The following is a 14,887-nucleotide window of genomic DNA, read 5'->3' on the forward strand; positions in this document are numbered from 1 at the left end:
CATTGTTGCAATTATTGAAAAAAGCGCCTATCTTTGTTTGTGCCTGTTTTACAAAACATACGCTCCACGAAGCTCACCGCATTTGTACTCCTGGTACTTATGCCGGGCATTCATGGGGTAAAGCTTTTTCATCACCACCCCACTCCCGTTTTAACCAAGCATGCATCTCCCGGCCGCTCTGCGCTGGCTGTCCACCCACCGGTACATCATTGTGTAATATGCGATTTTCAACCGGCCAAGGCCGCCGGCGTAGCGATTGTACAGTTTTGTTTCCAGCCGTTACAGCCTGCTGTTGCATGGTACGCCCACTACCCTGCTGCTTACACTACCATCCGTTCTCCTCACGTATGGCTGCGGGGGCCGCCCGTAATCGCCTGATCATCTGCATACATGGTAATGGTGGTAAAACTGCTGGTTAACAGCAATCCGCCCTGTTTATAATTCCAATTTTCCGCATGGCTGAACTGCTTGGTAAGCGGCACGATGGTGCTGCTGCATTGAAAAGTATTGATCTGTCCCGGCAAAAAGGCGCCGGCAGGCGCTTTACGATCAAGAAAACCCGTATTATAACCGTCTTGCTCTACGCTTCCGTTTCGCTGCGCAGCTACGGGCAAACAGCATCGCAGGACAGCACCCAGGCGCCGGCCATGCTGCTGCCCGGCATAGATACACTCCAACAGGTGGTCATTTCCGCACAGCGAAACAAGATCGCCGTCAGCGGCAACAAGGTAACGCTGCATGTAGCCAACAGCGCCACTACTGCCGCCAGCTCCGTAATGGATCTCTTAAAGAACCTGCCCGGTGTAACGGTTGACCAGGACGAAAACATCCTGTTCCGTGGCTCTTCCCAACTGAACATCATGATGGATGGAAAAATGACGTATGTATCGGGAAAAGAGCTGGCGCAGATGCTCAAGGGGATCAGTGCGGAAAATATCGCTAAAATAGAAATGCTGCTGTCCCCTTCCGCCGAATTCGACGCTGCCGGAAACGCCGGCATCCTCAACATTGTGACCAGGAAAAACCTGCGGGCCGGCTATGCTGCCGACCTGCGGGCAGCGGTTTCAAAGGGAAAGTACTGGATGACAAATGAAAACATATCAGCCAACTTCCGGGGACGGCAATTCAGCATCAGCGGCTCCTTTGATTTTAACACCCCGCATAAGCTCATTAAAGGCCGCAGCAGCAATACGATTAATGAGAATGGTGAAACCGTCAGGATACAAAGAGACAATGAAGTAGCTTTCAAGATCAGGTACTATACCTACCGGCTAGGGGCAGACTGGCAGATTGCGCCGCGCCACCAGTTGCAGGCAGGATATTCTGGTTATAAGGATGACTTCACGGCGCCCAAATCGTCAGTAATTGGCAAATATGACCAGGCGCAGCACCTGCTTGGCACCCTGTACACCACCGTTAACATTATCGAGCCCTATTACTATGACGCGGGCAACCTGGGGTACCGGTTTGATATTGATTCCGCCGGGAAAAATATAACTGCGGATGCGCACTATATCTCCTACCGGAATTACTCTGATTCCCGGATGGAAAGCATTTATCATGATCCAGAGGGCGCACCGGCAGGCGATCAGCAAGTATTACGGTCCACGCAACCGGGATTTATAAAGATCCGCTCTTTTAAGCTGGACGCTGAATTGCCGTTTCCCGCCATCACGATCAAGGCCGGGCTCAAATACTCCAAAGTAACCAACGACAACCAGTTCCGTTTTGACTCGCTCGTTGCCGGCCACTTCGTTGAGGCGCCTTCCCTCTCCGATCATTTCATGTATACCGAAGCAATAAAGGCAGCGTATGTTTCGGCCTCGAAAAAGATTGGCCGCATCAGCCTGAACATGGGCCTGCGACTGGAGGATACAGAGGCAAGCGGCCATACGGTAAAGCAATTGGTTGACAATAAATGGAGCTATACCCGCTTGTTCCCTTCCGGCTCCCTTGAATATGAGATCAGTGAGCAGCACAAGATCAATTTTGCTGCCAGCCGCAGGATAGAACGGCCCAGGTACGCCAACCTCAACCCGGTACGGTGGTATAACGACCCCTATTTTATGTTTGCAGGAAATGTGGACCTGAAGCCTGAAATGGGCTGGCTATTTACTTCTACGTATACTTTCCGGCAAAAGTACATCCTGATGCTGAGCTACAGCAAAAGAACCGATTTCCTGTCGCGGAGGCTCATGGTTGAACCGGGCACGAACGCCGTCATCAGCCAGATGGCAAATTTTGACCGCCTTGAACGCTTCGATCTGAATTTCACTGCTCCCTTCACGCTCCTGCACGGCTGGCAGGTACAGGGTAGCGCCGGGCTGAATTACATGGAATACCCCATAGGCCAGTTGCATGGCAGCAGCACATTGTCGCAATGGGCCGCCAATTTACAGCTACTGCAGCAGATCGCCCTTCCCATGGGCCTTAAAATGGAATGCAACGCCTACTGGTATTCCAGCGAGCTGTTGGGCGTGTATAAGCACAGCGCTTACTTTTTTGTCGATTGCGGGCTGAAAAGATCCTTCCTGGAAAAAGCGCTTGATGTTCGCTTGTCCCTGAACGACCTGTTCTCAACCAATCATTTCAAAGCCACCTCGCAAACGGATTATACGGATTACACCTATCATAACCGGCCGGACACCCGGCGAATAGGCCTGTCCCTGACCTATCATTTTGGCGGCAACCCGGCCGTCAGCAAAACGCGCCGCATAGAAGAACAGGACCGGCTTTAAGGCACAAAGCCCGCAAACATTGCTGTCTGCGGGCTTTGGTATGGTCCGGTGCTGCTTATGGTTTATCAAAGTGATCTTCAAACTCACGTTCCTTTCCTGCCTGGTCCACCACCTTGATATGAACATGGTAGTGACCGGCGGGAGCGGCTGAAATATCTATATGCTTATGGAAGTCATAAGTGGTCTGCCCTACCATCTCCGCATCGGTGTAGGTGTACTCTTCCTCCCAGGCCCCGTGTATTTCCACGCTCACCTCCGCAATTTTGTTAGGCGCGGTAATGGTTGTTTCCAGGTGAAGCTCATTCCCGTTGTTCTCAAGCTCAATGCCAAGCCCGGAAATAGACGGCAGCGTAGCGTCCTGCCGGATCTCGATCTCTTCCTCTATTTCTGCTTTCACGCCGTTTTCATCCGTTACCGTCAGATGAAGATGATAATGGCCCACAGCGGCATCCGCCGGGATATCGATATGCTCATGGAACTGGGCGTTTTTCAGCCCCGCAAAGCCTTCCGTATAAACAGAGTCATATTCCCAGCCGGCGCCGGACTCGGGATGTATCTCCAACTGCACATTTGCAATGCTGCCCGCGGCGGTAATGGCTGCATCAATATGGAAGTCGCTGCCAGCGTACCCGATCTTGCTGTTATCGGCCCCGATCTCCACTTCCGTAATGGAAGGAGCGGCAGGACGCACGTCATCATCATCGGAGCAGGCTGCAAACAAGGCCGAAATGCTTAGTACCATGAATAGTGTTCTAAAATTAGTTCTCATGATGTCGGTTTTAAATGTTAGGTAATAAGATGGATTGAAACAAGTCATGTTTATCAGTCAGTAATTTTAATACTGAGCCCCTTCATCGTCTGCCAGCCCTCCTTGTCCGTAAGCCTTACCATAAAATGGTAATCCCCGGGGTCGGCGTCTGCCGGCACGCTGATCTCAACGGTTGCTACATATTCCTGCAGCCCGGCCGTTATCGCATAATCCTTTATGAACAGGAATGGCTGCACCGGCGTCTTCTTTGCCTCCAGGTCGCATTCCTCCACCTCGGTGCTATGCGAATGATGGTCGAAATTGTGATGGACGTCGAGGCTGTAAGAGCCCAGTTCCGCGTTATCGCTGAAACGGGCTTTGAATGTGAAAGCCTGTCCGCGTTGAATGCTGCTGCATTGCCGGGGAAAAGCCCCTGCAACAGAAAGGTCGATCTCCGGGTAAACGGTATCCACCTCCTCCTTGTCTTTACTGCAACGCGTAAATAACAGGGAGGCCAATACGGCAAGGCACATGAATGTGGCTTTTTTCATACTATTGATTTTGACAAAGTGATTATTCGTAACGGATTGAAAAGTCGATGTAGTGATACAAGCTCATATTGCAGGTGGTGTTCCTGTACAGCACGCCCAGGTAGTACTCTCCTGGTTCCCTGGATTTGCCGCCTTGCCGGAAACAGCAGGCCGGGCGGGCACATACCTTATGCGTATGCAGGATGGAAAGCCGGGCCCATAGCCCGGGTCGCAGCAATTTGTTTGTCAGAAATCGGTAGTGACATACGGGAAAAAAGGAGGTCCCCTTTTGAAACTGTCAATGATTACCGCAGGAATGCAGTATGAAAACCGGATGGTATTCAATAAGGTATATCGCTGGACGATGAAATCCACTACCTGGGGGGCGGCGATGATGGCAAAAGAAAAGTGATAGTCGCAAACCGTGCAATGCCGTTGGGTTTTATGGATACCGCACAGGTCCTTATGTTCATTAACATGATGCTGAACAACCAGGTAATGCAGGGACTTCTGCTGCGCAAAGAACAGGAGGACCGCAGACAGCAGTACAATCATTACTTTCTTATGGTGGGCTGCCCTATCCATTGATGCTTACACTAAAAGGGATCTTAACAGATAAAATAATGTTACGCCCCGGCTCCGGCAGTTGGATCAGCCTGTAGAAGCTGGTATGGCGCAGGTATCTCGTATTCAGCACATTCTGCACCAGCAGGTGAATGGTCAGGTCGTGCCGCTTCAGCCGGACCCTGCTCCCGGCCGAAAAATTGAGCACGCGGTACCCGGGTGTTTTTCTTTCCGGTGGAACAATATTATCCTGCTTCGCCGTCAGCCGGTAGTCAAGCGATACATAGCTTTCGTGCAGGGTTTTCCTGAACACCGGGTGATAACTGACGTTTAACAACAGGGAAGGCGGCGGCGTAAAGGGCAGGGTGTAGCCTTTCTTTTCTCCGGACAGTTGCTCGTTATACAGGTACTCCCCCAGTATCTCCGCGCTCCAGTGCTCCAGGAACCTGTACCTCACCTGCGCTTCTCCCCCGTAGCGCATTACACGGCTTTGCGCGTAATGAAACACCTGGTTGCCGGCCCCGTAATAGTAGTCGTGCTGCGAGGTAGGGTTCAGATAAATATAGTTGGGAAAATAATTGAAAAAGGGGCTCAACTCCACGGACCAACCGGTGGCCGTCCAGCCGAGCCCGAGATCCAACTGGTAGGAGCGTTCCGGCGACAATCCCGGGTCTCCCTTCTCATACCGGAAATAGTGGTAGTTGACACCGTTGGCGCCCAGTTCTTTGGCGATCGGCATCCTGAAGCTGCTGCCGATATTCGCTTTCAGCGTAAATGCCCCCGGCGTAAAGTTGACGCCGGCCGACCAGTTCACACTGTTGAACATCCTTGTAAGATTGCCGGCACGTTGCAGGTATTGCCGGACCGTATCCCCGTTGGAAACAATATCCGAGCTGAACCAGTCCGTATACTCCTTCATATCGATCCTCCCGTAGTCATAACGGGCCGCGCCGTGCAGGAATAATGCGTCATTCAACCGCAGTTTGTCATAAACGAAAGCGCCGGCCGTCACCTGGTCAAAGGAGGGTATCAGGAAACTCCATCCATCAATGCGGTTACGCTGGTATTCACCATTGGCCCCAAAGGTAAGCGCATGCCGGCCCAATGTAATTTCATCCTGTATGTTCAGGGAATATACCCTTTTGTCATACTGCCTTTCCAGGGTAGACGGCACCTGCATGTGACCGGGATAAACGGGTGGCATATAACCGTGATTCACATATTGGTTCCACTCCTGCCGGAAATTCCGCTGAAAGCCCAGCTCGGTCTCCAGCCGGTGCCTGCCCGGCCGGAACACGCTGCGGTTAATGATCTTGTGATGCGTTACTTCCTGGTTAGGCATCAGCATGTCCCGGTTGGAACGGTCATGGAGCGCGGCATCTACGCGGCGGGGCTCCAGGCCATGTGCATTGGCAAAGAAACCGGTTTTATTGTACACCCGGCTCAGGTAAAAGACGGACTGCATGCGGCTACCCATCCATCCTGCACTGGCGTGCAGGTTCCATTCCCTGCCCGCCGTATTGCGTACATAGCGGTTATTCAACCCTACGGCGTAACTGTAAACATACACGGTGTCCGCTGGCACCCGGTAGTCACCATAGGCGGTATGGGTGAGGCGGGTATCAAAGAAAAACGCGCCTTTCCGCCCGTAAAGCTGAAGAGAGCCGCCGTACTGGTTATTATTCGATCTGCCTGCCAGGTCAAAGGCGCCCCCCAGCGTATCCTGCGAGGGCGGCGGAGCGGGCTTGATGTCGATGGCGCCTGCGATAGCGTCGGAGCCGTACACGAACGATGCCGGCCCTTTTATGATCTCCAGGCGGTTCACGGCAAACTGGTCTATTTCCAGGCCATGATCGGCTCCCCACTGCTGCCCTTCGTGCTTAATACCGTTATCTACCACCACTACCTGGTTGAAGCCAAGCCCGCGGATCAGCGGTTTGGAGTTCCCCGATCCGATCCCGATGGTTTTCACGCCGGGCAGGCGCTCCAGGGATTGCATTAAGCTGCCTCCCAGGTTGCGCCGGATATAATCGCTGTTCACCGCTTCGATCTGCAGCGACGACTCCCGCCGGTTGCGCCCGGCATAATTATCTGACACCACCACTTCCCCAAGCACCCGGGTAAACGGGATGAGGGTGATATCCGCTACTTTATTCAGGTGCTTCCGCAGGTTCACTTCCAGCATAGCCTGGTGATGGCCGGTAAAGGTCACCGTTATTTGTTGCCTGCCGCGCGGCAGGTCTGCAAAGGAAAAATATCCCGCTGTATCTGTCACCGCAGTTTTGGCGGCCGGGTACACCGCCACTGTTGCGCCGCGGGCAGGCGCCTGTGTATGATCCAGCACCCGGCCTGCCAGGCGGACGGATTGCGCCATCGCCCCTGTGGCAACAGTCATGAAGAGAAAACAATAGTATAATAGCGGAACTACGTGACTATGCATTTTATTAAACCTTCAGCTCATTTTTTGCAATACTGTTGCAAATATAGAATATCCCCTGAAGATTCCTACGATAAAATGCGATCAGCGGCATCAGGATGTTTGCGTACAACTGTTGCATTCTCCTGTGATCACCACTTCCGTTTCCTTCTCCTTAAAGCCTTCCGGGAGCTTAAACTGGGGAATGGGAATATTGCCCAGGCAAATTGTGCGGCCGCAGATGTCACATAGAAAATGTAAATGCTGCTGGTAATACGGGTCCTTATTATTTTCCAGCAATCCATAGCGAGTTACCGGGCTCGTGGATGGGAGTATATGGATAATGCCTTTTTCCTGGAACAGATCCAATGCCCTGTAAATGGTTACGCGGTTATAGGCGCCGGACATCCGGCTTCTTATCTGCTGAAAGCTCAGGGCCTCCTGCCGTTCGAGAAAGATCGCCAGCAAGGCGGTTCTGGCCGTAGTAGGAAGGACTCCTTTTTTTTGCAGCATGGCCGTTACTTCATGATGATGCATAACAAAATAATATGGAGCATGTAAATAAGGTTGCCTATACCTGGCACCACTTTTTATTCATATTGATCATTGCCAGGCTACAGCGCAGGAGAACATAAATAGAGGCGGACGCAAACCGTCCCTGATCAACATGCACGCGGTGCGGTTTAACGCCATGGCATGCAGGTGATGCATTTCATGATCCGTTGCTGTAAGCAGCGGTGATATTAAACCAGGTGAGGCAAAGGGGGACCTTTATTGGAGCAGGTTAAAGTGAAGGCCAAAGTAATTTCCCGCTTGTAAAAGCAGGTAATCATTCCCAGGAACAGCGGCCGGTGCTGCCAGTGAAAGAGGCAGCTTTCCTCGTAAACGCTGTATTGATGCGTACAGATCCTGCAATGTTCTTTCCCTGCATGTATGACCTTTCCCTTCGGAACCGTTGTAAGATCGGCTCCCGAAGCGGCCGAGGCATGGTGATGCCAGTGCTCAACAGGGGTTGCAATAAAGGTGTACAGCGCCAACAGCATAGCAGCGATCACTGATCTGTATGTATTTAAGGCCGACACGTTTTTGCAATATTGTTGCAAATATAGTAGTTTATTTAAGCAAAACCACTATTTGTGCGATTTCAGTCTGCCGGCGAACATTCACTTCATACAATATGCCACCGCCTAGCGGAGATAGAAGGTCTGGCTGAAAGCTCCATTGGCGGCTACATCCCAGGCCTCCACGCGTACCCATTTCCGGCCGGCCAGTTGACTTTTGAAGGTAAAGGTCTTTTCCCCGAAAGCCTCCGTGTCCCGGAGATCTATTTTCTCCCGGTATACTTTAGCACCGTCTCCCGAAATCACCTCCACGAAATTCATGGGAAATGTCCAGTTCAATGTAAGTACGATATCCGCCATACCGCCGGGAGGGAGTTGCAGGCTATCGCCCGAGATATGCCCGTTGATCTTTAACGAGGGGATCAGCACTTCACCTGTAGTGCCAAAGAACCGGCCATGCTGCATGGCGTCGAGGATGGGGCTCCAGCCGTCCTTGTAGGCGGGCAGCTTGTCCAGCATGAGGTAGTTGACATTCATGTGCGCATACATCTCGTTCTCCTGTGTGACGGTGAACAGGTCGGCTTCAGAGATCACTGTCTTTTTTGTTCCCCAGTTGTTCATATCGTCCAGCAGGTCCAGGACCCTTTTACCCAGCCGGGGCTGGGAAAGGTCTGCCGGCATCGCCTTCCAGGCGGCGCCCATAAACCGGTCGGACAAAAAGAATGCTTCATGGTTATAGATGTCCGGTGTGTTTACGGACCCCTTTGTCCGGGGATGGGCTGTCCAGGCAAGGCCCTGCTCGTCTTCCAGCAGGCGCAGCATCTCCTCCTTGTTGCCGATATGGTATACCTTACCGTAGCCGGTTTTTTCTTCCACGTAGGGTACACCGGGTTTTCGGGACATTACCCAATACACCGGGCGGGGGAACAGCTCGAGCCAGTGGCCGCCCAAAAATTCATTCGGCTCTTCGCCCGGCAGCAGCAGGAAATCTTTGCCGGATTGCTTTTCACATAAGTCGAAAAGCGCCTTCAACTGGGGCAGTCTTTTCTCATCCGGTCCCCTGGGATCAGCGGTGTAATGGAACTCTGCCAGGTGCACAATATCAAGGCCCAGTTGTTTGAACACTTTCACAAACTCCGGGTGCTCCGGTACCGGCTTTCCCGCCATCACCACCTTCATAATAAATTCATTATGGAAATGGCTGGACATGGTTTTGAACCCGGGCAGCCGCACGTAGCGGTCATTATGCGTAAAACGTTTTACGGCAGCAAAAGCCTCCGCATCGTTTTCCGTGCTCAATAAACAAAAGAAATTGAGGCGCTGCTTTGTTCCCGGCGGTGCATTAAACCAGGGCACAAAACGTTTGTCGCCCTGCAGCTCCTGCCTGATACCAATGCCATAGCCATCCACCAGCCGGCGGTACCCGCCGCCATACCAGGTAAACCGCAGGTTAAAGGCTTCATCCAAAGGATAGAAATACTGGTGCGGCGGAGGAAACAATACCAGCACCCCTTGCCCGCCTGCCGCAGCAATGGCGCGGTACTTAACCGCCAGGTTGCGGGCGGTGTCACTTGCCACTACCCGCGCCTGCCGCAGGCTGTCACCCGTAGTGATCCAGGAAACCCGCTGCCAGTCGGGAGAACGGCTCACCATTCCTGCATCGAAAACAATTGCTTTGGCCTCCGCTTCTGTGGTTATCACGGCGGCTACATTGAATAAGGGGCTGCCGTTGTAGCAGGTAACTTCCAAGGTACCTGTAAAGCTTTCTGCCGTCAATTGCCCGATGGTAACGATCGTGCGGCTGCCTTCCGTCTTTACGGATGCAGCGTTCTTCTTCATTATTAACGGGAATGACTCATGCGGACGGTTGGGCACTTTATCAAAAAAGATGTTCCACCTGTTTTGTGAAAGCAGGTCTCTTTTGCCGACTGTGAGCACAAAAGCCGGGTCAACATTGGCGGTGACCAGTTTGTTCCCGAGATAGATCTCTTTAAAAAGCGCGCGGCCGGGCGCCAGGTCAAATATAATTTTACCGGCAAGTGCATTGCCGGCCGGCCAGGTGATCTCCAGCAGTTGACCCTCCTGACGGACAACCGCACCGTTACCAGGCCTGAACACTTCCAGGTCGGTACCTACCCCGGCTGCGGTAGTAACGGTAACGAATAAGGTAATAGCAAATAACAAAGCCAATCTCATGACGTGGATTTTTATTGGCTGAATATATATTTTTCCGCTGGGAAATCCAATCCCTACAACCGCAGCTTCAACCCGCCATTCACCACAAAACCGTCCAGCGGGGCATAAATATCCCTGAATACCGGCTGCGTTACCGTTCCGGTATATATGCTGTCAAACTTCGTTTGCCGGGTATCTGTAAAGTTCTCAAAATTGATGAACAGGGAAAAGCGTTCCCACATCCGTTCTGCCATAAAACCGAATGTCCAGTAGGGCTGCCCGGTGGCGCCATCGTTCAGGTGCTGACGGCTGTAGTAATACGCTTCCAGCCCGGCCCGCCATTTTTCCTCCACTTCATACATCAGTACATTATTCAGGCGATGTCGCGCCGTAAGCGGATTCTCCTGCACCCTGCTTCCCTGTTTCAATTGGGCATCGGTAAAGGTATATCCAAGAAAGAGTTTAAAATCATGGAATGACAGCTTAACGTTGGTTTCCCAGCCTTTGGTATCCAGGTAACCGTCAGCATTGGCAAGCTGGTAGCGGTTGCCGGCGGCCTGCGCCAGCAGTAAAGGATGGTTGATACGGGTATAAAAGAAAAGCTGGTTGATGCTGAGGCTGAGCTTTTCAAATAAAGTGGTGCGGTAATTCACATCAAAGTTAACGCCGTAAGACCTTTCCAGTTGGTCGGCCGCCGCGCCCAAAGGCAATACCGACCTGAATTGTATGCGCTCCGTTTCTTCCGTGAAGATATTGGGCACCTTATACCCCAGGCCGCCGCCCAGACGCGAACTAAGTGCGGGGGAGATCCTGAAGAGGGCGGCTATGCGGGGCAGGAACACAAAACCGTAATCTATCACGTAATCACCGCGTATGCCTGTCTCCATCTGCAACCAGTCACTGGCTTTCCAGGTGTTCTGTATAAACCCGCCCAGGGTATATTGACCGTAATCCCGCTGCGGGAAACTGTCTTTCGGGTATTCATTGAAGTTATCAGTATACACGTTCAGACCGGCAACCCAGTCCATTTGCTCCCGGTTGTTATGGTAGGCTGCTTCGGAATAAGTGGACCATTGCTTACCGTCGAAAACATACGCGGGGACCGTGATCTTCCTGTTAAAATTATTCACGGAATTTTTGATCACCAGGCCGCTGTGGTCGCTGAACTGGTGCCCGAGGGAAAACTGCGTGGAGAAACGGCTGCTTTTATTCCGTTCAAAGTAACTATGCGTGCTGTCGCCATGCCCTTTGATATACCGGATGTCGCCGCCGGTGCGGTCCTCGAAGATGGTATTAACGCCAATGTTCATGGTGGTGCGGGGGCTGAAGTAAACAAACAGCCGTGGATTCAATACATAGCGCTCTGTTTCAGGAATGGCTGTAAAACCGGTGCCGGATGGGTCATAGGGCCGGCTGCTGTTGCGGGCGGCGTAAACGGTCCAACCGGTCCGTTTGAATTTTTGAGCGTAGAAGCCGTTGATATCCAGACCGCCGGCAGAAGTGCCATTCACCAGGAAGCGCAGTTCCCTTTCTTCCGTGGGCTCTTTGGAAATGAGGTTCACCAGCCCCGCTATAGCGCCGCCGCCATACAGGGTGGAGGAAGCGCCCTTGATCACCTCTACCTGCTTCAGGTCCAGGGGAGGCGTTTGCAGCAGTCCCAGGCCGCCGGAAAACCCGGCGTACATGGGAAACCCGTCCTTCAGCATCTGGGTGTAGCGGCCGTCGAGGCCCTGTATGCGGATGCTGGAATTGGCGGAGGTAGCGGATACCTGCTGGGTTTGTATACCCGTGCTTTCATTCAGCATCATGCGTATGTCCCCCGGTTTCATATTGCCCTTTTCTTCCAGTTCTTCCCCTCCTATAAATTCCACGCGGGTGGGAATGTTCTGAATGGTGCGGGTGCTGCGGGTAGAACTGATCACCACCTCTTCCACCTCCTCCCCTGCCGGTTCCAGCAGTATGGTGAGCGTGTCATTATCCAGGGGAAAGACAAGTATTTCCCTATGCTGCCGGTAGCCGACAGAGCGAAACAGCAGTTCCTGCTTACCACCGGGTATGCCGGTAAGCACCACGATCCCGTTTTCATCTGCTGCGGCGCCTTTGTTGCTGCCTGCCAGCAGTACGGCGGCTCCTGCCAGCGGCTCGCGGGAGTCTGCATCCTTTATAATAGCTGTGAACAGATGCTGCGCCATGCACAGGTTACCCATGCAAAGCAATAGCGCCAGCGCTAAAACTTTTATCATTTTCCGGTATGTAATTTATAATGAAATAAATGACGCATGCCTGCATGCAGGCATGCTGTAAAGTATGATCAGGCGGTGGTACGCGCCCGCCGGGGAGGCTGCCAGATGGAAGGTGAAAAATCAGCAGGGGGATGTACTTTATAGTCACTTTGCGGGGCTGCTACCGGGCGTAGCGGCTTTAAAAATTCAATAGTATGATCAGGCACCACAATGGCATGACAGGCGCCACAGGCAAAAAAGGGAGAGCAGGGACAGGCCGGCTTATGATCCGGATCATGCGCCGGCTTCGCGGGTTCGGTGGTGCAGGTGATCTCATCCGCACAGCAATGCTCGTCCGCATCACAGGGGATGCCGGACAACAGCAGTACGTAAAACGAGAACAGGTAAAGCAGCCACTTCATGGATGCGAATATACGCTATGATATGTTTTCCTCACCATCGTTTTTAGCAGGAGGCGCCTCGGTTGGCTGCGTACCCGTTAGTTCCTTCAATTGCTTGTCCCCTATTCCCTGTAGCGGTGTGGGGTATCTCTTCTTTTTCAGTTCTGTTAATGTCATTTTCATGTAATCCCCCAGTGATGCCTTATACGCTGCTATTGTCGTCTTTTTCTGCTCATCTTCGGGGTTACCGGATTGAAGTATGCTTAATTTTTCCTCCCACTGGTGCAGCCGCTGATAAGCTTTTACAATATCGATCTGCAGCACCCGCATGATCCTGAACAATTCATCATTAGCGCTTTTCACCCTGCTTTGCACCCCCTTTCTCCTTGCCCGGCTCTTTTCTATCTGCTGCTGTGCATCACTATCCTTTGATTCGCCCTCCAGGATGTCTAATTCTGCCATTTTTGCCGCATATTCCTTGAACATGCCCCCCGAGTACACATTGTGCTTAAATACATAATCATAAAACTCACGCAGGGTCCACTCACCAACCTCTGCTACGGAAAAGGGGAATTTCCAGGATTCGTCTTCTTCCATGCTATTATCACTCCCGGTATCTTTCACGCCCAGGTGTACCCTCAGGTGATCTTCATCCTTTTCACTGAACCTGTGCAAGGCATCCGCATCAAACTGCATTTCCCGGAGCACTTGTTTTGTCTTTTCTTTACGGTCCTTTCGCGCAGCGCTCAATAATGTATCCTTATGGCTGAACTGCTGATCCCTTCCGCTGAGCGCGCTCTGGTACAGTTTAAAGGTCAGGGAGCCCGCAGTTTTACTGAACAGCTTGTTTTGATTGTCTTCAAATTTGACATCGAATAACGCAGGAAATAATTTAACGTGATCCGGCTGCCCAATCCCCAGGCTATGCAGCGGCGCCTGCTCCGCCGGTAATCCCAGTATAGCCTGTGTAAATTCCAGTTGCTTCTTCCTGGACTCATCCCTGCTTTGCCTGGGCCCCTGCGTACCGTTATTCGTTTCCTGGTATTCCATTAAGTGGCAACCTACAATCTGTGCCAATGGGGAGCCATTCGAGGTGGTTTTGATGGTGTATTGCTTCGCCGGCTGTTCAGCCTGCCATAGTTTCGCCCCCTCTTCAAGCCCCGGCTGCAATGCGCCCTCTTTTTGCAACAGCGACATAAGGCTTTGCATCGTTGGATAACTCCAGTCCTTTTTACTGATGATCGAAGTGGCCAGCTCCGCTGTGAGTCCGCATTCTTCTCTCAATACCCGGATAGCCTCCCCGGGGTCGTCGAATGTAGTATACGTCCGGGCGCTGTTGTGCCGCCTGGCAACATGGAACTTGATGGGTACGATTGTTTTTCTCTTCTTGGTTGCACTCCCCTCATTTTTTCTTTTCCGCTTCCTGGTAGCTTCCCCTTCTTCAACGTTCTTTTCATCCCAGCCGGTAAATCCTAATACTCCGGTATAGGACGGATCAAAGTTGTAATTATTGTCCTGAAAATCCGCCCATACCTGGTTCCCGTCCCTGTCTTCCAGCTTATATGCCAGCCTGCCGCGAAAAATATCATTGTCCACTATTTCAAACCTGGCGCCGGAGGGCCCTATCACTATCCGGCCCCGATGTAAATAGCCGCCGTTGCCGATCATGCGTTGTATAACGCCGCTGGCCGACATACTGGCATAATTATCCGCCAGGGCCTGGTAGCTTCTCAGTTGTTTTATCTGCGCCGTGTCATTGGCCATTTCCTGGTAAGTGCTCAGCCGCTTCACCTGCGGACTGTTATCCGCCATTTCACGCTGTACCTGTGATTGAGCCGTTTCGGGACGACTATCCTCGAACTGAAGTGGAGTTGCCTGCCCCCGCTGCAATACGATTGGCGTACTTGCAGGGATTTGGTTTTTACGTTCCCCTTTTTTTTCAGCGTGGGTATTCATAGTCTTATCTTTTCAGGTTTTCAACTCGTTTACCGTCGCAAAACAAAGTGTAGGAAAGAGTATCTACCGGCAAAAG

The 14,887-nt window shown here is 52.1% G+C and carries 11 protein-coding genes; 2 read left to right on the forward strand and 9 right to left on the reverse strand.

Annotated features, from left to right (window positions below):
* The first annotated feature begins 39 nt into the window (after positions 1-39).
* Positions 40-378, forward strand: a complete 339-nt coding sequence (locus LX66_RS23715; RefSeq protein ID WP_145718063.1) for a hypothetical protein — start codon at positions 40-42, stop codon at positions 376-378.
* A gap of 77 nt (positions 379-455) precedes the next feature.
* Entirely contained in the window at positions 456-2,738 is a 2,283-nt protein-coding gene (locus tag LX66_RS23720; protein WP_145718065.1) for an outer membrane beta-barrel family protein, read from the forward strand.
* 55 nt (positions 2,739-2,793) lie between these two features.
* Here the strand turns inward: LX66_RS23720 and LX66_RS23725 are convergent, their stop codons facing one another.
* The 9 genes from LX66_RS23725 to LX66_RS23765 all read right to left on the reverse strand — a co-directional run bounded on the left by LX66_RS23725 (position 2,794) and on the right by LX66_RS23765 (position 14,667).
* The gene (locus tag LX66_RS23725) at positions 2,794-3,507 is read right to left on the reverse strand and encodes a DUF4625 domain-containing protein (protein WP_158642742.1); all 714 of its coding nucleotides are present in this window, start codon (positions 3,505-3,507) and stop codon (positions 2,794-2,796) included.
* 53 nt (positions 3,508-3,560) lie between these two features.
* Complete coding sequence (locus tag LX66_RS23730) at positions 3,561-4,037, reverse strand: DUF4625 domain-containing protein (RefSeq protein WP_145718069.1); 477 nt, start codon at positions 4,035-4,037, stop codon at positions 3,561-3,563.
* Positions 4,038-4,262: 225 nt separating this feature from the next.
* The gene (locus LX66_RS23735; protein WP_145718071.1) at positions 4,263-4,601 is read right to left on the reverse strand and encodes a hypothetical protein; all 339 of its coding nucleotides are present in this window, start codon (positions 4,599-4,601) and stop codon (positions 4,263-4,265) included.
* Positions 4,594-6,975, reverse strand: coding sequence for a TonB-dependent receptor (locus tag LX66_RS23740; RefSeq protein ID WP_211366489.1), 2,382 nt, complete (start codon positions 6,973-6,975; stop codon positions 4,594-4,596). The genes LX66_RS23735 and LX66_RS23740 overlap by 8 nt, the downstream gene beginning before the upstream one ends.
* Before the next feature lie 135 nt (positions 6,976-7,110).
* Complete coding sequence (locus LX66_RS23745; protein ID WP_145718072.1) at positions 7,111-7,533, reverse strand: Fur family transcriptional regulator; 423 nt, start codon at positions 7,531-7,533, stop codon at positions 7,111-7,113.
* A 650-nt stretch (positions 7,534-8,183) separates the two neighbouring features.
* On the reverse strand, positions 8,184-10,253 hold the full coding sequence (locus LX66_RS23750; RefSeq protein WP_145718074.1) for a CehA/McbA family metallohydrolase domain-containing protein: 2,070 nt from the start codon (positions 10,251-10,253) through the stop codon (positions 8,184-8,186).
* Between the two features lie 53 nt (positions 10,254-10,306).
* Positions 10,307-12,475 carry a TonB-dependent receptor gene (locus LX66_RS23755; protein ID WP_145718076.1) on the reverse strand — a complete coding sequence of 723 codons (2,169 nt, stop codon included), beginning with the start codon at positions 12,473-12,475 and terminating at the stop codon, positions 10,307-10,309.
* Positions 12,476-12,543: 68 nt separating this feature from the next.
* Entirely contained in the window at positions 12,544-12,876 is a 333-nt protein-coding gene (locus LX66_RS23760; protein ID WP_145718078.1) for a DUF6660 family protein, read from the reverse strand.
* A 15-nt stretch (positions 12,877-12,891) separates the two neighbouring features.
* Complete coding sequence (locus tag LX66_RS23765) at positions 12,892-14,667, reverse strand: hypothetical protein (protein WP_145718080.1); 1,776 nt, start codon at positions 14,665-14,667, stop codon at positions 12,892-12,894.
* Between the last annotated feature and the right edge of the window lie 220 nt (positions 14,668-14,887).

Origin of the sequence: Chitinophaga japonensis, from assembly GCF_007830125.1 — a bacterium.
Lineage (GTDB): Bacteria > Bacteroidota > Bacteroidia > Chitinophagales > Chitinophagaceae > Chitinophaga > Chitinophaga japonensis.

Bases quoted from the DNA above. Each gene is read 5' to 3' on its own strand.
- LX66_RS23725 (WP_158642742.1), bottom strand. From the start codon at position 3,507: ATGAGAACTAATTTTAGAACACTATTCATGGTACTAAGCATTTCGGCC.
- LX66_RS23760 (WP_145718078.1), bottom strand. From the start codon at position 12,876: ATGAAGTGGCTGCTTTACCTGTTCTCGTTTTACGTACTGCTGTTGTCC.
- LX66_RS23740 (WP_211366489.1), bottom strand. From the start codon at position 6,975: ATGACTGTTGCCACAGGGGCGATGGCGCAATCCGTCCGCCTGGCAGGC.
- LX66_RS23720 (WP_145718065.1), top strand. From the start codon at position 456: ATGGCTGAACTGCTTGGTAAGCGGCACGATGGTGCTGCTGCATTGAAA.
- LX66_RS23735 (WP_145718071.1), bottom strand. From the start codon at position 4,601: ATGGATAGGGCAGCCCACCATAAGAAAGTAATGATTGTACTGCTGTCT.
- LX66_RS23755 (WP_145718076.1), bottom strand. From the start codon at position 12,475: ATGATAAAAGTTTTAGCGCTGGCGCTATTGCTTTGCATGGGTAACCTG.
- LX66_RS23730 (WP_145718069.1), bottom strand. From the start codon at position 4,037: ATGAAAAAAGCCACATTCATGTGCCTTGCCGTATTGGCCTCCCTGTTA.
- LX66_RS23745 (WP_145718072.1), bottom strand. From the start codon at position 7,533: ATGCATCATCATGAAGTAACGGCCATGCTGCAAAAAAAAGGAGTCCTT.
- LX66_RS23750 (WP_145718074.1), bottom strand. From the start codon at position 10,253: ATGAGATTGGCTTTGTTATTTGCTATTACCTTATTCGTTACCGTTACT.
- LX66_RS23765 (WP_145718080.1), bottom strand. From the start codon at position 14,667: ATGGCGGATAACAGTCCGCAGGTGAAGCGGCTGAGCACTTACCAGGAA.